General features: G+C 67.0%; 12 protein-coding genes. 4 read left to right on the top strand and 8 right to left on the bottom strand.

Going from position 1 to position 20,379, the window contains the following annotated elements; all coding sequences use genetic code 11:
* Nucleotides 1-58: 58 nt before the first annotated feature.
* The 3 genes from ACEN98_RS02755 (at nucleotide 59) to ACEN98_RS02765 (ending at nucleotide 7,239) form a co-directional block, all read left to right on the top strand.
* The gene (locus ACEN98_RS02755; protein ID WP_413381247.1) at nucleotides 59-3,511 is read left to right on the top strand and encodes a glycosyl hydrolase 2 galactose-binding domain-containing protein; all 3,453 of its coding nucleotides are present in this window, start codon (nucleotides 59-61) and stop codon (nucleotides 3,509-3,511) included.
* A 149-nt stretch (nucleotides 3,512-3,660) separates the two neighbouring features.
* Nucleotides 3,661-6,318, top strand: a complete 2,658-nt coding sequence (locus tag ACEN98_RS02760) for a TonB-dependent receptor (RefSeq protein WP_413381249.1) — start codon at nucleotides 3,661-3,663, stop codon at nucleotides 6,316-6,318.
* 84 nt (nucleotides 6,319-6,402) lie between these two features.
* Nucleotides 6,403-7,239: an alpha/beta hydrolase gene (locus tag ACEN98_RS02765; protein ID WP_413381252.1), complete on the top strand. Its 837-nt coding sequence runs from the start codon at nucleotides 6,403-6,405 to the stop codon at nucleotides 7,237-7,239.
* 229 nt (nucleotides 7,240-7,468) lie between these two features.
* Here the strand turns inward: ACEN98_RS02765 and ACEN98_RS02770 are convergent, their stop codons facing one another.
* The 7 genes from ACEN98_RS02770 to ACEN98_RS02800 all read right to left on the bottom strand — a co-directional run bounded on the left by ACEN98_RS02770 (nucleotide 7,469) and on the right by ACEN98_RS02800 (nucleotide 18,402).
* Nucleotides 7,469-8,233 (bottom strand): ThuA domain-containing protein, encoded by a 765-nt coding sequence (locus ACEN98_RS02770; RefSeq protein WP_413381254.1) that lies wholly within the window; start codon nucleotides 8,231-8,233, stop codon nucleotides 7,469-7,471.
* A 10-nt stretch (nucleotides 8,234-8,243) separates the two neighbouring features.
* Nucleotides 8,244-9,149, bottom strand: coding sequence for an alpha/beta hydrolase (locus tag ACEN98_RS02775; protein ID WP_413381256.1), 906 nt, complete (start codon nucleotides 9,147-9,149; stop codon nucleotides 8,244-8,246).
* Nucleotides 9,139-12,162: a glycosyl hydrolase family 28-related protein gene (locus ACEN98_RS02780; RefSeq protein WP_413381258.1), complete on the bottom strand. Its 3,024-nt coding sequence runs from the start codon at nucleotides 12,160-12,162 to the stop codon at nucleotides 9,139-9,141. The genes ACEN98_RS02775 and ACEN98_RS02780 overlap by 11 nt, the downstream gene beginning before the upstream one ends.
* Nucleotides 12,163-12,168: 6 nt before the next feature.
* Complete coding sequence (locus ACEN98_RS02785) at nucleotides 12,169-13,491, bottom strand: gluconate:H+ symporter (protein ID WP_413337514.1); 1,323 nt, start codon at nucleotides 13,489-13,491, stop codon at nucleotides 12,169-12,171.
* Between the two features lie 13 nt (nucleotides 13,492-13,504).
* Nucleotides 13,505-16,474, bottom strand: a complete 2,970-nt coding sequence (locus tag ACEN98_RS02790; protein WP_413381260.1) for a TonB-dependent receptor plug domain-containing protein — start codon at nucleotides 16,472-16,474, stop codon at nucleotides 13,505-13,507.
* Between the two features lie 73 nt (nucleotides 16,475-16,547).
* Nucleotides 16,548-17,084 carry a gluconokinase gene (locus ACEN98_RS02795; protein ID WP_413381262.1) on the bottom strand — a complete coding sequence of 179 codons (537 nt, stop codon included), beginning with the start codon at nucleotides 17,082-17,084 and terminating at the stop codon, nucleotides 16,548-16,550.
* Nucleotides 17,085-17,325: 241 nt separating this feature from the next.
* Entirely contained in the window at nucleotides 17,326-18,402 is a 1,077-nt protein-coding gene (locus ACEN98_RS02800; protein WP_413381264.1) for an AI-2E family transporter, read from the bottom strand.
* Between the two features lie 133 nt (nucleotides 18,403-18,535).
* Here ACEN98_RS02800 and ACEN98_RS02805 point away from each other — a divergent pair, with 133 nt between their 5' ends.
* Complete coding sequence (locus ACEN98_RS02805) at nucleotides 18,536-19,084, top strand: putative glycolipid-binding domain-containing protein (protein WP_413381266.1); 549 nt, start codon at nucleotides 18,536-18,538, stop codon at nucleotides 19,082-19,084.
* On the opposite strand, the gene ACEN98_RS02810 is transcribed toward ACEN98_RS02805, so the two are convergent.
* Nucleotides 19,051-20,280 (bottom strand): DUF418 domain-containing protein, encoded by a 1,230-nt coding sequence (locus tag ACEN98_RS02810; protein ID WP_413381268.1) that lies wholly within the window; start codon nucleotides 20,278-20,280, stop codon nucleotides 19,051-19,053. The two genes, ACEN98_RS02805 and ACEN98_RS02810, sit on opposite strands and share 34 nt — an antisense overlap.
* Nucleotides 20,281-20,379 lie beyond the last annotated feature (99 nt).

Below are 20,379 nucleotides of genomic sequence, written 5' to 3' on the forward strand. Positions count from 1 at the left end.
GCCGCATAACGATCCCGGCCGTCCGCGCCGGGACTTCATGCCTATCCCGGAGACCATCATGCGCCACGCCAGTTCGGGCCTGCCCACGCCCGTCGCACGCCCACCCCGCCTTTCGAACGCCTTGCTCGCCGCCGTGTTGCTGGCGGCACCCACCGTCCACGCGGCCACGTGGGGACCGTTCAACGCCGAATTCCCGGCCGCCGCCGACGGCCTGGTCAAGAAGGCGCCCGCCGGCGTGACGCTGGCGGCGCAGCGCGTCGCCATCGGCGGCTGGTTCAAGCCGTCGGAGGCCGCGCGCGGGACGGTGCTGCTGGCCGGCGCGGACGGCATCGGCTACCTGTGCAGCGTGGACGGCACGCTGGCCTTCTGCGGCGCGGGTGCGCCGGTGCGCAGCAGCGTGCCGCTGCCCGCCGGCGCCTGGACCCATGTGGCGGCCAGCCGGGACGGCCGCCACGTCGTCCTGTACGCGAACGGCAGGGAAGTGGCGCGGCGGGAGGTGCAAGGCAGCGCAGCGTCCGCCGCGCAGATCGCGATCGCACCGCGCACGGGGACCGATGCCGCGTTCGCGGGCCGCGTGGCCGGGCTGACGCTGGGGGACGACGCACAGGCCGTCGCACGGCTCGCGGCGACGCCGCCGGATGAAGGCATGATCGTGTTCGAGACCGGCAGCCCGCACTGGCCGCTGCAGACCCGCCAGATGGCCGGCCAGCTCGTGCCGCAGGATGCGTGGACGCTGCCGCACAGCGCGACGCCGCCGTCGAAGCCCGTCGCCGTGCCGGCCTATGCGGGACCGGCGCTGGAACCGCGGGGCGCGAACGCATGGACGATCCGTGCGTGGACGCTGCAATCGGCGGACCAGGCACCGGGATCCGCGCAGCAGATCGCGAGCGGCGGCTATGACGCGTCGCGCTGGTACAAGGCCACGGTGCCGGGGACCGTGCTCACGACGCTGGTCGACCGCGGCGTCTATCCGAGCCCGGCGTATGGCCTCGACAACCTCGCGATCCCGGAAAGCCTCAGCCGCCAGGACTGGTGGTACCGCACGAGCTTCGCGCTGCCGCGCGGCCATCGTCCGGGTCGTCACCTGTTCGTCACGTTCAAGGGCATCAATTACGCGTCCGAGATCTGGGTCAACGGCCACCGCGCCGGCACCACGCGCGGCGCCTTCGTGCGCGGCAGCGTCGACCTGGGGCCGTACCTGAACCCGAAAGGCGAGAACGTCATCGCCGTCAAGGTGTCGCCGCCGCCACATCCCGGCATCGCGCACGAGGAATCCGTCGCGGCCGGCGTCGGCGAGAACGGCGGCGTGCAGGCGCAGGATGGCCCGACCTTCATCGCCACCGAGGGCTGGGACTGGATCCCGTCCGTCCGCGACCGCAACACGGGCCTGTGGCAGGACGTCGTCCTGCGCAGCACGGGCGACGTGCGCGTGGGCGATGCGCACGTGATCACGGCGCTCGCGGACGACCATCGCGAGGCCGACGTCGGCATCGAGGTGCCGGTGACGAATTTGTCGAACAAGACCGTGCGCGCGACCGTGCGCGCCACCATCCGCGACCGGGCGGGATCGATGCAGCCTATCGTCGTGAGCCGCACGCTGGACGTGGCGCCCGGCACGCGCACCGTGCGCTTCGCATCGAACGACTTCGCCGCGCTGAAGGTCAAGCAGCCGCGCCTGTGGTGGCCGAACGGCTACGGCAAGCCGGAGCTGCACGACCTCGACGTCGACGTGCTGCAGGGCGCGGCCCTGTCCGACCATGCGCGCACCGCGTTCGGCATCCGCAGCGTGACCTACGAACTGTCGCTGGTCGACCGCACGGGCCACCTGCGCCGCGTGGAGGCCGATTTCACCAGGGCGCACGCGCTCGGCGTGCGCATCACCGATGCCCGCCACGAGGCGCTGCGCAAGGTCGCGGGCAACCAGTGGGCGACCGGCCTGCGTGCGGAAGCGGAAGGCACGGCCGCGATCCGCGAACTGGCCGATGCCGGCAGCCTGGCGCCGCACCTCGTCATCAAGGTCAACGGCGTACGCATCGCGGCGCGCGGCGGCAACTGGGGCATGGACGACTTCATGAAGCGCGTCGACCGCGCGCGCCTGGAACCCTATTTCCGCCTGCACCGCGACGCCCACGTGAACATCATCCGCAACTGGGTCGGCCAGAACACGGAAGAGACGTTCTTCGAGCTGGCCGACGAATACGGTCTCATGGTGCTGAACGACTTCTGGGCCTCGACGCAGGACTACAACATCGAGCCGCAGGACGTCGACCTGTTCATGGCGAACGCCGTCGACGTCGTGCGCCGTTTCCGCAACCACCCCTCGATCGTCGCCTGGTTCGGCCGCAACGAGGGCGTCCCGCAGCCGGCGCTGAACGAGAAGCTGGAAGCGCTGATCTACGCCGAAGACGGCACGCGCTGGTACACGGGCAGCTCGAACCGCGTGAACCTGCAGAACAGCGGCCCGTACGACTACCAGCCGCCGGAAACGTATTTCACGACGCACGGCAAGGGCTTCGCCGTCGAGGTGGGCACGCCGTCGTTCCCCACGCGCGAGGCGTTCGAGGCCGCGGTGCCGGCATCCGAGCGCTGGCCGCTGGGCGATACCGCCGCGTACCACGACTGGCACCCCAGCGGCAACGGCCGCGTGGAACCGTTCATGAAGGCGCTCGAGCGGCAGTACGGCGCGCCGGCGTCGCTGGCCGACTTCGAGCGCAAGGCGCAGCTGATGAACTACGAATCGCACCGCGCGATCTTCGAAGGCATGAATGCGGGGCTGTGGCGCGAGAACAGCGGCCGCATGCTGTGGATGACGCAGCCGGCCTGGCCGAGCACGATGTGGCAGATCCTCAGCCACGACTACGATACGCACGCCGCCTACTACGGCACGAAACACGCGTCCGAACCCGTGCACGTGCAACTGAACCTGCCCGATCACGCGGTCGACGTCATCAACAACCCGACCGCGCCGCTGGACAATGCGCGCGTCGCATTCGAGGCCTGGACCGTCGACGGCCGCCTGGCGGGCCGCGGTGCCGCCACCGTCAGCGTCCCCGGCGTGGCCACGTCGGGGCCGATCGACCTCGGCATCGCGCCGCTGCTGGCGCGCGAAGGCCTGCTGGTCGTCAAGCTGACCTTGACCGACGGCGCGGGCCGCACGCTGTCGGACAACGTGTACTGGCCGTCGACGAGCCCCGAGCGCCAGCGCGGCCTCGATACGCTCGCCGGCGTGCCGGTGACCGTGCGCGCATCCGCCCGCACGCAAGGGAGGGTGGACGTCACGCTGACCAATCCATCGAAGGTGCCCGTGTTGAACACCAAACTGACCCTGCTCGACGCGGCCGGCGCGCGCGTGCTGCCCGTGTACTGGTCGGACAACTACGTGGCGCTCATGCCGGGCGAGAGCCGCACCGTCAGCGCCGAATTCAGCGGCGGACAAGGCGCGCTGAAGGTCGCCGTACGCGCCTGGAACGGCCCGGAACAAGCGGTCGCGGTGGACGCCGCGCAGCCTTGAACCTGCGCGACAAGCTGATTGTTTAGTAAAGACGAAGAAACTGAAAGGTGTCCGGCGAAATTCTTTGATTTTACGAATTCCGATTGAAATACTCGTCGACACGTGTCCGGTTCGCCGGCACGCAGAATTCAAAAAACCAAGGAGATATGATGCTGCATCCAATCAAACGGACGGCCATGAGCATGGCCGTCGCCAGCGCCTGCACCTTCGCCGCCATGCCCGCCTGGGCGCAGGCCGACACCAAGCCCGCGCAGTCCGCCGACACGATCCCGGAAGTGACGGTGACCGCCACCCGCTTCAGCACCTCGCTGCTCAAGACGCCGGTCGCCGTGACGGCGTTCTCGCAGGACCAGCTGACCCGCAAGGGCGCCACCAACATCCGCGACCTCGCCAACGACATCCCCAACGTCACCATCGATTCGGGCCTCGACAACGGCGTGCAGATCACGATCCGCGGCATCACGTCGACCAACTTCACCGAGACGGGCGACCCGGCCGTGGGCTTCCACGTCGACGGACTGTACTCGCCGCGGCCGCAGGGCGCGCAGGCGCTGATGTTCGACATCGACCAGCTCGAAGTGCTGCGCGGTCCGCAGGGCACGCTGTTCGGCCGTAACTCGACGGGCGGCAGCGTCAACGTCATCACCGCGAAACCCGACTTCAACGGCAACTACGGCCGCGTGGAGACGGACTTTGGCAACTACAACAAGAAGCAGGTCAACTGGGTGCAGAACGTCGTCGTCAACGACAACCTGGCGCTGCGCGGCTCCTTCATGCGCGTGCGCCGCGACGGCTACGCCGACCAGCACCAGGACCTGTCGGAAGCGAACGTGCCGTCGAAAGGCTGGATCCCGAACGGCGTGCCGGACGTCGACATGCGCTACAACCGCCAGGTCCGCCCGTCCGACTACTACACCAACCAGAACGAGTGGGCCGCGCGCCTGCAGGCACTGCTGCGCGTGAACAAGGACCTCACCTTGCACGCCGCCTACGAGCACTTCCAGGATTCGGGCGCGGGCTATGCGTTCTTCCGCGACTGCGGCGCCGGCGTCGGTACGCGCTATGCCTGCACCAACGACGAGTTCTATATCAACGTCAACGTGCCGGGCCAGACCGACATGAAGATCCGCACGGTGCGCGCGGGCGCGGACTGGAACGTCAACGACCGCACGGCGGTGAGCTACAACTTCGCCGTCGCCGACCAGCGCCGCAGCCAGATCTCGGACGACGACCTGGGCCTGCAGAACGCGCCGTCGTGGGCCGACATCGCTCCGTTCCCAAATACGAAGGACGGCAACTGGGGCACCTGGCCGCTGCGCGACACGTGGCACCGCACCGCGGATTCGCGCTACCTGTCGACCGTGCACGAACTGCAGCTCAAGCAGCAGCTGGGTTCCCTGAAATACGTGTCCGGCCTATTCTGGATGCACGAGCGTAACCGCATCGACTACGAGATGACGGAAGCGATCCAGAAACCGTTCGGCGACCCGGGCAGCGTGGTGTACGCGCAGCCGAACCGCCAGATCGATTCGAAGGCCATCTTCGGCCAGGCCGACTGGAGCTTCGCACCGAAGTGGACGGCCACGCTGGGCGCGCGCTACAGCCGCGATTCGAAGGAAGACAAGGGCGGCAAGGTGTACGGCGCCAACTGGATCGGCAACCCGGCCTATTACCGCGGCCTGTACGACCGCGGCATCCCGGGCACGCCGGGCTTTACGATCCACGACGGCACCGACCTGACGCAGCAGATGGGCTGGGCCGGCGGCGGTCCGATCGCCTATGCCGGCTACGCCAACGCGACCAACAACGATCACAAGGAAACCTGGGGCAAGGTGACGTGGCGCGCGGGCCTGCAATTCCAGATCACGCCGCGCCAGATGGCCTATGCCTCGGTCTCGACGGGCTACAAGGCGGGCGGTTTCGCGGACAAGGTCGACAGCTGCAACTACCACCTGTGCGCCGCGACGGGCAAGCCGGGCGAGGCGACGTTCCTGCCGTACGGCCCGGAGACCGTCACCAACTATGAGCTGGGCTGGAAGGGCCGCTTCCTGGACAACCGCCTGAGCCTCTCGGCCACCGCCTTCTACATGCGCTACAAGGACATGCAGCTGACGGGGAACTACTTCGTCAACCAGATCATCCCGGACAACGGCCTGCCTTGCCCGGCCGACCAGCCCAAGTGCGACGTGTACGAATCCTGGCGCACGATCAACGTGGGCGACACCCGCATCCCGGGCCTGGAGCTGGAATGGGACTACAAGCCGTGGCGCGGCGCGCGCGTGGGCGGCGGCTTCGCCTTCATCGACACCAAGGTGCACGGCTTCTACAACTACAGCGACGATTACCAGTGCGGCGACGTGCGCGCGGAATTCGGCGTCCAGCCTTGCCCGGCCATCTACAACGGTCCGGACAAGTCGCTGCTGGGCCGCCGCCTGTACGACATCGACGGCAACCACCTGCCGAACACGCCGAAGTACCAGGTCTACCTGAACTTCTCGCAGGAGTTCGAACTGCCGGGCGGCTACCGCCTCACGCCGTACGTGAAGGTGAACTGGCGCGACAAGGCCTATTTCGACCTGCGCAACTCGGACTGGGCCGGCATCGGCCGCTACCAGGCCGCGTATGCGCTGGCGGATGCGTCGGCACGCCTGGATGCCCCGGACGGCAACTGGTATGCGGAAGCGTACGTGCGCAACGTGACGGACAAGCGCGCCAAGACCAGCAGCGATTCGCTGTGGGGCGGCTTCATGAAAGCCACCTACGTCGAGCCGCGCATGTTCGGCATCCGCGCGGGCTTCAATTATTGAAGACTGCCTGAAGAAAGCCCGTTCCATTCGTGGCTAGAATGAGCCGGTGCTCATGGGAGGCCACGGATGGAACGTCGGAGTCTTTTGCTTGCCACGGCTGCCTGCCTGGCCGGTTGCGGGGGCGGCAACGCTCCGGTTCAGCAGGCCGTCGCGCCCGGCCCCGCGGCACCGGCGGGCACTGTCGACACCTTCGCCGTCGCGAGCCGCGCGCTCGGGCGCACGATGAACGTCGCGCTGTACCTGCCGCCGGGCGGCGCGCGCCATCCCATCCTCTATCTGTTCCACGGCTTCGGCGGCAACGGCGCGGCATTCTTCGATGCCGGCCTGGCCATCAACCGCGCGGCCGACCGGCTGGGCACACCGCTCGTCATCGCCGCGCCCGACTACGACAACGGCTTCGGCGTGAACACGACGCCAGCGCAAGGGACGCAGGCCTCAGGCGGCACGATCGGCCTGTACGAGGATTACCTGATGACGGAGATGCTGCCCGCCGTCGAATCACGGCTCGGCGTGACGGCCACGCGCGCGGACCGGCGCATCGGCGGCGTGTCGATGGGCGGATTCGCCGCGCTGCATCTCGCATTGCGCCACCCGGAGATGTTTTCACGCGTGGGCGCGCACAGCGCCGCGTTATGGGACTACAGCGGCGCGGACCAGTTCACCGGCCAGCGCGACTGGCTGTACCCGACGCCGGCCCTGCGCGCGCAACGCGATCCGCTGCTGCTGGCGCAGCACGCCGACCTGCGCGGCCTGCGCTTCTACCTCGACGTCGGCGACCGCGATCCGTTGCGCAAGCAGGACGAAGCGATGCAGGCCGTGCTCGGCGCCGCCAGCGAATTCCACGTGGGCGGCGGCGGCCACGACGCGCAGTTCTGGCGCAGCCGGCTGGAAGACTGGTTGTCCTTCTACAGTGCCGCCTGACGCCGCTGGCCCTGAAACAACCCACCCGATAAATTCGGGGTCAGAGCACATTTCGCCGCAGATTCGGGGTCAGAGCACTTTTTGAGACACAATCTTCAAAGAAAGATCTTTCGGAGCTACAGCCAGCTCCGTCGTGTGGTCCGGCGTGAATGGCGTCCCGATTGCTCCAATCTAGGAGAAGCACTGTTCACCCGGACATTGACCCGGAATGCGCTCTGACCCCGAATTTTCAGCGCTGCTGGCCCCGGCCCGTCGCCGCCCACCAGATCCCGCCCATCAGGTGCGCGAGATATTGCGGGTCGCGGTACATGTCGCCGTTGTGGCCCAGCAGCGTGACGAACACCCGGCCCTTCTCGACCGTGTGGTACCACGACACCGGGTGGTCACGGCCCATGCCCGTCGACACTTGGCCGGGCCAGATCTTCGTGACGTCGTAGCTGGATTCGTCGATGTTCAGCACGGGGTGGATGGCGACCTTGTACGGGTTCGTCGTCTCGTACCACTCGTCGCTCCAGATCCAGCGCGGCGGGATGCCGAACGTCGCCGGGAACGTTTTATCGACGACGTCGACGGCGCCCGTCTGCAGCATCGGGTGCGTCTTGAACGAGCGGCCGACGAGCTTCTCGTACCATACCCACCCGTTCGGCGGCGTGATCGCGGCGCGGTGCACGACGACGGCATTCCCGCCGTCACGCATGTAGGCCTCGAACTTCGCGCGCTGCGCCGGGTTCAGTTCCTCGCCCGGCGTGTTGAGGAAGACGACGGCGGCGTACTGTTTCAGGTCGCCGTCGAACACCTCGGGCTTGTTCGTGTACGTGAAGTCGAACGCGTGCAGCTTCGCCAGCTTTTCCAGGCTCTCGCGCGCGATCGGGATGTATTCGTAGTGGTACTTGTTGGGGATGGCCAGCACGAGCAGCTTGTACTGGACGTCCGCCGCCCAGGCGGCCGGCGTGGCCAGCAGGGCCACGGCCAGCGCCGATGCGATACGTTTCATATGGATCCTTTCAAGGTGCGGGCACGCCTTCCGGCTTGCGCGAATGACTCCCGATACTGCGCGGGATGAGCCAGCCGCCGTCGGCGAGCCAGTCCGCCAGGCGATCCGGCCAGTGCTGCAGCGAGATGCGTTCGCCGCGCTGGCCCACGTTGAAGGCGTGGTCCGTGTCCGCGTACAGGTGCAGCTCGGCCGACACGCCGGCCTTCACGAGCTGCTGGTACAGGGTGATGGTGGGCGGCATGCAGCACGTGTCGCGCGAGCCGGCGACGAGGAACGCGGGCGGCGCACCGTCCACGGCCTTCGCGGGAGAGCCCAGCGGCCCGGGATACACGAGCACCTGGAAATCCGGGCGCGCGCTCTGGCGGTCCAGCGCATCCGTCTTGCCGCGTGGCGCGGGCTCCGGATTGTCGGCGACGAGCGACACCAGTTCGCCGCCCGCCGAAAAGCCCATGATGCCCACGCGTTGCGGGTCGACACCGTACTCCGCCGCATGCGCGCGCACCCAGCGCACGGCGCGCCGCAGGTCGGCCGCGCCGTCGCCTTCGATGCTGTAGCCGGCGGAATCCGGATCGCGCGCCAGCCGGTATTTCAATACGAACGCCGTCACGCCCATGCGGTTCAGCAGCTTGCCCGCCACGACGCCCTCGTTCTGGAACACGAGCATGCGATGCCCGCCACCCGGCACGACGACGATCGCCGCGCCGTTCGCATGGCGCGGGTCGGCGCGCAGCACCGTCAGCGACGGGTCGTGCACGTTGCTGACGTACGCCCCGTCCGTCAGCTTCTCGGGCTCGCCGTGACGCCTTTCGGAACCGGGCGCGCCGTCGGGCCACAGTTGCACGGCCTGCTGGGCGAGGGCGCTGCCGGCGCAGCCCAGCGCCAGCAGCATCGCCACACAAAGGCGCTTAGTCGACATGGCTCGTGTACAGGCTGTGGTGCGTGAGGATGAACAGCGTGCGCTTGTCGGCGCCGCCGAAGATCAGCTGCAGCGGCCGTTCCGGCACGTCGATGCGGCCCCGTTCCTTGCCGTCCGGGCCATAGATGAACACCTGGCCGTTGGCGACGTAGACGTTGCCGTCCGGGCCCATGGTCGCGCTTTCGCCGCCGCGGTCGGCGACCTGCTTCAGGTCCGTGATGGCGCCGCCCTGGCCCACGAGACCGCTGAACGTGCGGTTCTCGGAACCGTTCGTGAAGATCACGCGCTCGCCCACGCGGGCGCTGGTAAAGCCGTGCGTGTCCAGCGTGTCGGACCAGCGGTAGCCCAGGTGGTCCGTCGGGCCCTGGCGCGTCACGCGCCATGCCGGGAGCACGAGGCTGCCGTCCGGCGACACGTATTCCTGCGCCTTCGGCTTCGCCACGTCGCGCGCGAACATCTCGCTCAAGGTGGTGAACTCGTAGGTCTTCGGATCGATCTGGTCCTGGAACTCGCCGTTCTGCCAGAAGTTGACGGGAATGGCCACACGCGCATCCGCACGCGCCGCGACCGCCGTCGGCTTGATCATCGTGTAGCCTTCCGGCGTCGGCGGCACGTCCGGCTTGAACGCATACACGCTCGCGTTCGGGCCGTAGTGCGACACGACCATCACGTTGCCGCTGCGGTCGATGGCGAGGTTGATCGGGTCGAGCGGCGTGTCGCGCACGATCTCCAGGCCGCGGTCATGGCTCCATGCGTGGACGCGCTTGAAGTGGCGATCGATGAAGTACAGCTTGCCGTTGGCGTCGACGGCCGCGCCGGCGATGGAATAAAAGCCGTCCGCGACCTTCTCGACCTTGCCCAGCGGTGCCGGCGCGGCCGTCTGCTTGCCCGTGTAGTCGAGGATCGCAAATTCCCGCTCGCGCACCTGGATGTTGTGCGTGACGTCGGTGATGGCGTTCTCGTACGGGTACTTCGACGCGCGCAGGTACGTGGTGCAGCCGTTCTCGTCGCAGGTGGCGAAGCCGCTCTCGCCGTTCACGTGCACGTTGCGAAAGCGGATGTCGCTGGAATTCGCGATGCGCACGGCCGTCACCGCCGGCTTGATGGAGCGGGTGACGCGGTAGCCGTGGTAGTTCGCGATCAGGATGTTTTTCGAATTCCGGATATCGAGCGACACGGAATCCATGCCGTCGCGGACTTCCTCTTCGGTCTGCGGCGCATAGAACGACCAGTTCTCCACGCCGTCCAGCACGATCTCGTTGCGGATGTGGTGCTCGGCCGAGAGTTCGTACACGCGGCCCGGCGTCTTCGTGTTCGTTACGTAGAAACCCGCCTGCGCATAGCCGCTCGGCGACCAGATGCCGGTGAACGTGCCGCCGCCGCCGTCCGTCACCCAGACACTCGGGTATTGGCGGTCCCACCAGGCGGTCGTATCCCACCGCTCCGTCTTCTTGTACGGATCGGCGCGCGTGCCGTCGTACAGGCGCGTGCCGTGGCCGCCCTGGATGCGCACGTCGTCGACCAGCGATTGTTCGCCCGCGCGCCACAGCAGCGCGACGGCGCGGTTGTTGACCTCACCGGTCGCGAGGCCGATGCCGGACACGATGCCGGCGCCGCCGCGCGCGCTTTCCAGCAGCGCCTTCGGCGTGTCGACGCCCTGGAACAGTGGCGAGCCGTTCGGCAGCACGAGCTGCGTCAGGCCCGGGTGCAGGCCGACGATCACGGTGTCCGGCTTCATGCGGATCGTGTCGTTGACCATGTAGAAGCCCTGCGGCAGGTACACGACGCGGTTGCTGTCGATGGCTTTCTGGATCGCGGCCGTGTCGTCCGCGCGGCCGTCGCCCTTCGCGCCGAACTTGTGCACGTTGGCCCATTCTTTCGACGGCGGCAGCGCTTTCAGCACACGCTGCGGCGTGACCTTGGCGCTCAAAGGCGCCGTCTTGTAGTGGGTCGTGAAGCGGCCGGGCGTGCCCAATTGATCGAGCTTCATGCCGTAGTTGAGTTCCGTGACCTCGTACGCGCGGCCCGCGCCCGCGAGGGTCTTGCCGCTGTCGCGGAACTTCGCGAAGGTCGGCACGTTCTTCGCGCTGGCGTGGTCGAACGCGATCTGCGTGTAGACGTTGTCCTCGTTGCTGATGACGACGGCGGCCTTCGCGACGTTCTCGAAGCGGACGTTCTTCGCATACAGCCAGTCGCCGTAGCCGCGGTCGATGTCGATGCCGACCGGGGTGTCGCGGATGTCGACGTTGTCCAGCGTGAGCCCGGCCTCGTGCTCGCGGATGGCGGCGTCGCGCTGGCCGTCGAACGTCGCGTCGACGAGCGTGAACTGCCAGGCGGGCGACGTCTTTTCGGCCAGGATGCCGTAGCGGCCGCCGTGGAATTTCAGGTCGTACGCGATGTTCCCGACGTGGTAGACGCCGGCGAGGCCGCTGCCGATATGGAAATCGATGTGCGACAGGTTCGAGTGCTGCGCCGTGTGCATGCGCACGCCGGTGGCGGCCGGGTTGCCGTCGCCGATCTCGAAGTCGACGTTCGACAGCACGGAATAGAAGGTGGCGGAGTTCGCGTCGCGCACGTCCTTGTCCGCGCCGACGGCGCCCGCGACGGGCATCGGCACCTTGCCCACCGTATACTGGTCGCCGCCGGTGAAGATCACCATGTTGGCGACGCCCTGCTGGAAGCCCGGCGTCTTCGGCGCCAGCACGAACACGGGACGCGTCGCGCCCACGCCGTACACGCGCACGGCGAGCGGAATCAGGATGCTCTTCGTGATGCGGTAGCGGCCCGACGGCAGGAACACGACGCCGCCTTCGCCCTTGTTGGCGGCGGCGTCGATGGCCTGCTGGATGGCGGCGGTGTCGTCCGTTTTGCCGTCACCCTTCGCGTGCACGACGACGGCGCGCGGGTCCTCGGGCATGGTCTGGAAAGCCGATACGGATGCGGCGGAAGCCGGCGTGGCGAGTACGAACGCCAGCGCCAATGCGGCAGGAATCGTTGAAAGCGTAGTCTTCATTTATAGTTATCCTTGAGTGACGAACAGCGACAACAACATCACGAACAGCAGTCCGAACACGCCGACGAGGGTCTCCATCATCGTCCACGAGCGGAACGTATCCTTCAGCGACAGGCCGAAGTATTCCTTGAACATCCAGAAGCCCGAATCGTTCACGTGACTGAACATCAGGCTCCCGGCACCGACGGCCAGGACCATCAGGTTCGGGTCGACGCCGGAGCTTTCCACGAGCGGCCCGACGACGCCCGCCGCCGTGATGCCGGCCACCGTGGCGGAGCCCAGGCACACGCGGATCAGCGTCGCCACGGCCCAGCCGAGCAGCAGCGGATGCACGGGCATGTGCGCGAGCTGCGTGCCCAGTTCCGCGCTGACGCCGGAATCGATCAGCACCTGCTTCAGGCCACCGGCACCGGCGATGATCATCAGGATCGGCGAGATCTCGCGCAGCGCGCCCGCGGCGCTGTCCGTCACTTTCGAGAACGGCTGGCCGCGGCCGATACCCAGCGTCACGACCCCGACGGCGTACGACAGCAGCATCACGACGAGCGGACTGGATAGAAACGCGAGCGGCTTGGACAGGTCCGGGCGGATCAAGGTGACGAGCGTGAGGGCGCCCAGCAGCACGACCGGCAGCAACGCGGTGAAGAAGCTGTTGAAGGTGCCCGGCAGCTCGCTGTCGGGAATCGCCTGCTGCGCGGTGCGGAACATCGGCGCAGGCTCGCCGCGGATGTGTTTCAGCGACATGGCGAAGATCGGCCCCGCGATGATCAGCGTGGGGATCGCGACGACGAGGCCATACAGCAGCGTCTTGCCCATGTCCGCGTGCACGGCGACGACGAGCGCCGTCGCGGACGGGTGCGGCGGCAGGAAGCCGTGCGCGATCGACAGGCCCGCCAGCAGCGGCATGCCGAGCGCCACGGCCGGACGGCCGGACTGGTACACGAGCGAGAAGATCAGCGGGATCATCAGCACGAAGCCGACGTTGTAGTACAGCGGCATGCCGACGACGAAGCCGGTGACGGTCATCGCCACCGGGATCCGCGCCATGCCGAGGCGGTCGACGAGGCTGATCGCGATGCGCCGGGCCGCGCCGCTGTCGGCGATCAGCTTGCCGAACACGGCGCCCAGGCAGATCACGACGACCAGGGACCCGAGCAGGTCACCGATCCCTTTTTCGATGGCGCCCGGGATCTTCGCGGCGGGCATCCCGAGCATCAAGGCGGCGACGATGGCTGCGACGACGAACGCGAGGAGCGGCTGAATCTTGCCCCACGCGATCATCACCGTCAGCAGGCCGACCGCCAGTAGTACTGACAGCAGGTTCCACATGGCCGGCCTCCGGTCAGAAGTTGTAGCGCAGGCCGGCGCGGTAGGTGCGTCCCACGACGTCGTACAGGGCCGGGTTGATCGCGAAGCTCGGGTTGGCCTGCGGTGCAGGTTCCGGATCGCGGTCCGCCAGGTTGTCGATCTTGAAGTAGACCATCATCTGCTTCGACACGTTGTAGCTGCCGCCGAAGTCGACGTAGGTCGCGCCCTTCATCTTGTTGTCGTAGATGGTCGGGTGGATCAAGGTCGACACCGGGCAGTTCGTCTGGCACTCGATGTACTCGTTGCTGTACTTGCCGTCGCTGAACCAGCGCTCGGTGAGGGTCAGGCTCAACTTGTCGTTATCCCACGACTGCGTGGCGAGCAGCTTCCACTTCGGCGTGTTGCCCAGGTTGACACCAGCGCCTTCCGACGGGATCGTGCCGACGACGCCCGAATCCGTGATGAAGTGCAGCGTGCGGGTGGCCAGCGCGCGGACGGTGAAGCGGCCCGGCAGGTTGAATCTGTCGAGGTTCGTGCGGTACGCCGACTCGATGTCGAAGCCTTTCAAATGCAGCGAAGCGAGATTGAAGTTCTGCACCGTGACGTAGTTGTTGCCCGGGCTGTTCAGCTCCATCGCCTGGCAGATCTCCTGGTTGCCGGCCACGCACAGGTCGACTTCCTGCTGGATCGACAAGGTCGAGATCACGTCGTTGACCTTGATGTCGTAGTAGTCGAGCGACGTCGAGAAGCCCGGCGCCCAGCTCGGCTGGCTCAGCACGATGCCGAACGAGTTATTACGCGCGATTTCCGGACGGAGCTTCGTGTTGCCGACGGTGCGCTGCTGCACGCTGACCGTGTTGCCCTGGTACTGCACCTGGTTGTTGACGACGACCGGCGCCGCGAACAGTTCGGAGAGGTTCGGTGCGCGCACGTCCTTCGAGCTGACGGCGCGGAAGCGCAGGCCGTCGATGGGTGTCTTCCACGTGGCGCCGATCTTCCAGCTGCTCACGCTGCCGGCGGTGCTGTACTTGGTCTGGCGGTCGGCCAGGTTCAGGTTCGCTTCGCCCCAGGTGTCCGACTTCAGCACGGGCAGGTTCAGCTCGACGTACGCCTCGCGCACGTTGTACGCGCCCGCGCCGTTGTGATAGTTACCGGCATACCAGTTGTTGCCGACCGTGCTGTTGAGGGTCGGGTCAGCGGGGTAGGCTGCGCCGCCGATCGACTCCGGGGAAACGCCGGCGCCATACGGATCGCCGTGCACGTCGTACTTCTCGCGGCGCCATTCGGCACCCGTCGCCATCGACAGCGGGCCCGCCCAGCCTTCCCAGATCTCGCCGTTGAAGTTGGCGCTGGCCACGTCCTGGCTCTGCGTCGTGCGCTGGATCGGGCCGGCGCCCGGCGCGACATAGCCCCACGCGGCCGGATCGACCGGATTGTTGCCGATGATGTTCAGCGGCACGCAACCGTTGGCGGCGGCGACGGCGTTGCGGCAGACGATCTTGCCGCTGGCATCGCGCACGGCGTCGATCGCATTGTTGTAGCGCGTGTTCAGCGTGATGTCGTGGACGTTGATGTTGGTCGTGTTCTCGCCGTGTTCCGCGTAGGCGTCGTACGACCACTCCTTGCCGAACAGGTTGAACCTGCCGTCCGCGCCCACGACGAAGCGGCGCTGCGTGCGCGTCGGGTGGACGTTGATGTTCTCCGGGAAGATCGCGTTCGCCGTGCCGTACTGGAAGCTCTTGATGTTGTTGGCCGCGCAGGCCGCCGCGATCGAGGCGGGCAGGAACGGGTTGTCACACTGGATCGTCAGGTTGGCCTGCTTGGCCGCGCCCGGGTTCGGCGAGAAGTGCGATTTTACTTGCGCATAGTTCGCGGTGAAATAGATCTCGTTATCCGCGTCGAGGTCCCACGACAATCGCGTGTAGGCGACTTGTCGCTTGAAATTCATCGCGAGGTTCGTACCGGCGCCCACGCTGCCCGAGAGGTCGCCGCCCACGCAGAACGGATTCACGCAGTTCGTGACCTGGCCGGTGCCGGTCGGCACGCCGTTCGAGCCGTAGTTGAACTGGTACGGCACGCCGCCGTCGCCGAACGCGGTGCCCTGCAGCGGGCCGCTCGTGATCAGGCCGTATTTCGAATACTGGTATTGCTGGGCGTGGTCGATGGCCATGTATTCCGGCTTGCCGTCGGTGGTCTGCGACAGCGGACGGCGCTGGAACACCGTGTTGCGGTACCACGTGCGGCCACCCGCGCCCACTTCGCCGAAGCCCGGCGAGTCGATGCCGTTTTCCTTGCTGAATTCGCCGCTGACGGTCGCGTGCAGGCGGTCGTCCATGAAGCCCTTGCCCCAGGCGGCCTGCAGGGTGCCGCTCTTGTCGTCGTGGTAGCGCGTCTGGCCGCCCTCGACGTTGGCCTTGAAGCCCGTGAATTTTTTATCCGTGATGAAGTTGACGACACCGCCCACCGCATCCGAACCGTACGACGCCGACGCGCCGCCCGTCACCACATCCACGCGTTTCACCAGCAGTTGCGGGAACTGGCTGACGTCCGTGACGCCGGTGACGTTCGCGCCGACGACGCGCTGGCCATCGAGCAGGGTCAGGGTCCGGATGGTGCCCAGGCCGCGCAGGCTCAGCGAGGACAGGCCCTGGATGCCGCTCGAGGTGCTGTTGGTGCTCGTCGTGCGGCCCGTGCTGCCCTGCAGCGCCGGCAGTTCGGCCAGCGTGTTGAACAGGTTCGGCTTCGCGGCCTTTTCGAGGTCGGCACTGGACAGGCTCGTCGTCGGCGTCGGCTGCGTGAAGCCGCGGGCCGCGATGCGCGAGCCGGAAATGCGCACGACGTTCGCTTCCGGGACGGCGGGGGCGGCTTCAGGCGCCTGGGTTGCCTGGGCATCCGTCGCCGGCTGTTGTGCCGGTTCGGCTTGCTGCGCATGGGCGGCGCCGAGCATGCCGCAGGCGCTGGCGACGGCGAGGTTGATGAGGGTGCGTTGTAGTGGTGTACGCATGGTAGTCTCCATTATTCTCATGTGGTCGGCATGCCGCCTCGGATGGGCGGCTGGGCCGGGTGCGACGACTGACTTAGTGATTGATCGATGCGATGATGCTGGCCACCAGGGTTTCTGGCGGCTGGGTAATGTCCAGGGTGATGCCGGCCTCGTCCGGCTGCAGCGGCTCGAGGTCGCGCAGCTGGCTGTCCAGCAGGGTAATCGGCATGTAGTGGCCGATGCGCGTCTGCATGCGCGCCGCGATCGTGCCGCGCGGACCATGTAAATGGGCGAAGCGCAGGTTCGGGTCGGCCTGGCGCAGCAGGTCGCGGTAGCGGCGTTTGAGCGCCGAGCACGACACGACGACACCCGTGCCGCGTTCGCGCGCGGCGCCGATCTCGTTGGCCAGGGCTTGCAGCCAGCCGGCGCGGTCGTCGTCCGTCAGCGGGACGCCGGCCGACATCTTGACCACGTTGGGCGCCGGGTGATACGCGTCGCCCTCGAGGAAGGCGACGTCGAACGCCGCGGCGAGGGCGGCAGCGATCGTGCTCTTGCCGCAGCCGCAGACGCCCATGATGACCCAGCGGCGGCCTTCGCCCGAGGGATTGGATACATCGCTTGGTGATGCCATTCTGTCTCTCTTTCTGTCAATTCACAGCGACCGTTAGCGCTATCATTTTTGCCAAGTCTTCAATAAGGCGGCGGGTTTGTAAAGCGTTATTCATGTTGCGGAGCAAACCGTGCGGGGGGTAGCTCATGCAATTTGCATGAAATGACCGGGAGATTGCTATTCCCTCAGAGGGAAACTGTGAAAATTGGACTGATAGCGCTATCAGTTGTGCACGGCGGCATTATGGGAGAGCGTGTGGCGTTTACAACACGTTTGCATCACCGGACGTTGGCGGAGTCGTGACCTTGGTCCGATGCAGGCGCATTTGCACGACAAACATCCGCAGCGCGGCCAGGAAGGGAACGGAAAGGAAGATGCCGGACACGCCGGCCAGTTCCTCGCCGGCGAGCAGGCCGAACACGACGAGGATCGGCGGCACGTCCACGCCCTCGCTCATCAGCCAGGGGCTCAACATATAGTCCTGGAAGACGCGGTAGCCGCCGATGAAGACGATGATCCAGCCCACGTGCTCGTAGCCGCTGAACAGGGCGACGCCGACGATGGCCGCCGCCGCGACGAGTGGCCCCAGCACGGGAATCACTTCCAGCACGGCCGCGACGCCGGCCAGCAGCAGGGCGAACGGCACCCTCATCAGCGACAGCACGAGACCGTAGGCGAGGAGCGTCGCCAGCGACAGCAGGGCCAGTGCCCGCACATAGCTCGACAGCAAGGTGTTCAGGCCGTGCAGCACGTCTGTCCAGAACGCGCCGTTGCGGCGGTGGCGCATCGCCACGAGCAATTCGTCGAAGACATGCGCCTGCAAAATCATCAAGAAGCTCAGGATCGGGACGACGATGACGTAGATCAGGTTGCCGGCGAGGTGCACCAACCCGTAGCCGATGTTGCGCACGAACGGCATCGCCTCCGCCGAGCCGCCCTGCAACAGGTCGCGCAGGAAGGCGGCCAGGCGCGCGCGCAGGGGTTCGAGCAGGTGGGGCAGCGGCAGGCGCCGCTCCAGCGTGGCGGGATCGAGCAGGGTCGGCAACTGTTGCGCCAGGGCCGTGGCCTGCTCGGCCACCGTGTTGCCGAACAGCCCGACGGCCAGCGCGACGAGCCCGACCACGACGAGGTAGACGAGGCATAGCAGGAGCGTGCGCGGCACGCGGCCGCCGACGACACGCTGGGCCAGCACGAACAGCGGATAGATGAGGTAGCTGAACAGCACGGCGATCAGCATCACCAGCAGCGTCGTCCGCACGAGAAAGACACCATACAGTCCTGCAATCACCAGCGCGGCCGTCCACACCACGCGGGCCGTACGCGCATCGATACCGAACACGGCGTCTCCCTGTCAGCAACCCGCCGCGGCGGCGGGCCTTGTCATGATGATACGACTAGGCCTTCTTCGCTGGCGCGCAACACGGCCGCCCGGTGCTACATTAGGCGTGCATGGAACACGGAAGGAGGGCGACGTGAAACGCAGCTATCGCTGGGCAACGGAGCAGGGTGGCGGCCTGGAGCATGTCGAGCTGGAGACCGGGGAGGCCGGCGTGACGGCGGAAGGTGTCCTCATCGGCCCCGCCGGCGGACGTCTGTTCGCCTGCAGTTATCTGTTGTGCTGCGACGAGCACTGGCGCGTGCGCAGCCTTGACGTCCATGTCGCGGGCAAGGGGCGCGTGAGCCTGCGCGCCGACGGGGCCGGCAACTGGACTGACGCGGGCGGCGCGCCGTTGCCGGCGCTGCAGGGCTGCACGGACGTCGACCTGTCCGGCAGTCCCTTCACGAACACGCCGCCGATCCGGCGCCTCGGCGATGCGCTGCATGACCGCCAGGAAATCCGCATCGCGTACGTCGACCTGCCCAAGCTCGACGTCCAGCCCGTCGCGCAGGCGTACACGCGCGTGGCGCCCGACCGGGTGCGGTTCGAAAGCCTGTCCCGGCCATTCGCCGCCGACCTCGACGTCGACGGCGATGGCGTCGTGCTGCGCTACGAGGGGTTGTTTACGCGCGTCGCGGGCTGAGGGCTTTGCGTTGACGCCGCGCCGATCCACGTCAGGCGGTGCCACAGGGCTTCCAGCGGGCCTTGCTTATGGTGCTTGAGCCACCAGGCGCTGAAGCAACCCTGCAGCATGGCCAGCACGATGCCGATCGACAGCGCCGCGACGGTGCCGGTGACCTCGTACAGGCCGAAGCCGAAGCCGTGGTACAGGGTCGTGCCGACGATCGATTGCATCATGTAGCTCGTCAGGCTCATCCTTCCCAGCCAGCGGAGCGACCCCAGCACGCGCGCGCCGGCCGGACGACGGTACAGCAGGGCGAAACCCGTCACGAGCAGCAGCATGATGTCCAGGTTGAGCAGCGGCTTGGCGATGGCGTCCAGCGGCCGGCGCAGGGCCTCGGCGGGGAACCACGCCGCCAGGTGCCCTTGGATGAAGATCAGCGGACCGAGCAGCAGCAACGCCCCGAAAAAGACGCGGCGCCAGATGCCGATGTTCCTGTCATTCACGGCAAACAGCCGGAGGCGGCCGGCCAGCATGCCGAACATGAACAGCGCGGGAATCTGCAGGAGGCGGCCCATTTCCCAGCTCCACAACAGCACGGCCTGCTTGCCGTTCGTGAGGTTGCCGATCCAGACGTCGAGCAGTGAGCCGTGCTTCAGGTATTCCTCGGCGCGGCCGAAGTATGCCCAGGAGGCGGGATCGGGCAGCTTGCCCGGCGCACTGCCCAGCGCCGCCAGCGCATCGAACCACGCGACCGGCTGCAGGCTGAGGAAGCAGGCCAGCAGGAAGACCGTCCACGTGCCCAGGCGCGCGACGGGAATCAGCACGAGGCCGAGCACGGCATACATCGCGAGGATGTCGCCCTCGTAGAACGCGGAATTCACGAGTCCGAACCCGAGCAGGAGCAACATCCGCCACGCGAAGCGCGGCCGGAAATCCTCCCCGCGCCGGGCCCGGGCATCGTCCTGCAAGTGGAACGTCAGGCCGAACAGCAGGGCGAAGATCGCATACGACTTGCCGCCGAACAGGGCGAACATCGTATCCCAGATGTGTTGTCCCAGTTCTTTCAACCAGGCCGGCTCGCCCGGCGGCGAAAAATAGAGATCGAAGTGCTCGATGTTATGCAGCAGCATGATCGAGACGATGGCAAAGCCGCGCAGGGCGTCGACCAGGTCGAGGCGGGAGTCGGTACGGGGCATGTCGGGGGAGGGCGTCATGGTATTCCTGTCCGTTTTTGGGCCCGGCCATTCTAGTTTGGAATCGTTTTCATCTCCACTATATTTTTTACAACGCCCACACTTATTTCTCGTTATAAG

The organism is Massilia sp. CT11-137, assembly GCF_047302885.1.
In the GTDB taxonomy this organism is placed as follows: domain Bacteria; phylum Pseudomonadota; class Gammaproteobacteria; order Burkholderiales; family Burkholderiaceae_D; genus Telluria; species Telluria orientalis.

What these genes read in the sequence shown, in the direction of transcription:
- ACEN98_RS02755 (WP_413381247.1), top strand. Translation starts at nt 59, where the DNA reads ATGCGCCACGCCAGTTCGGGCCTGCCCACGCCCGTCGCACGCCCACCC.
- ACEN98_RS02760 (WP_413381249.1), top strand. Translation starts at nt 3,661, where the DNA reads ATGCTGCATCCAATCAAACGGACGGCCATGAGCATGGCCGTCGCCAGC.
- ACEN98_RS02770 (WP_413381254.1), bottom strand. Translation starts at nt 8,233, where the DNA reads ATGAAACGTATCGCATCGGCGCTGGCCGTGGCCCTGCTGGCCACGCCG.
- ACEN98_RS02775 (WP_413381256.1), bottom strand. Translation starts at nt 9,149, where the DNA reads ATGTCGACTAAGCGCCTTTGTGTGGCGATGCTGCTGGCGCTGGGCTGC.
- ACEN98_RS02780 (WP_413381258.1), bottom strand. Translation starts at nt 12,162, where the DNA reads ATGAAGACTACGCTTTCAACGATTCCTGCCGCATTGGCGCTGGCGTTC.
- ACEN98_RS02785 (WP_413337514.1), bottom strand. Translation starts at nt 13,491, where the DNA reads ATGTGGAACCTGCTGTCAGTACTACTGGCGGTCGGCCTGCTGACGGTG.
- ACEN98_RS02790 (WP_413381260.1), bottom strand. Translation starts at nt 16,474, where the DNA reads ATGCGTACACCACTACAACGCACCCTCATCAACCTCGCCGTCGCCAGC.
- ACEN98_RS02795 (WP_413381262.1), bottom strand. Translation starts at nt 17,084, where the DNA reads ATGGCATCACCAAGCGATGTATCCAATCCCTCGGGCGAAGGCCGCCGC.
- ACEN98_RS02810 (WP_413381268.1), bottom strand. Translation starts at nt 20,280, where the DNA reads ATGACGCCCTCCCCCGACATGCCCCGTACCGACTCCCGCCTCGACCTG.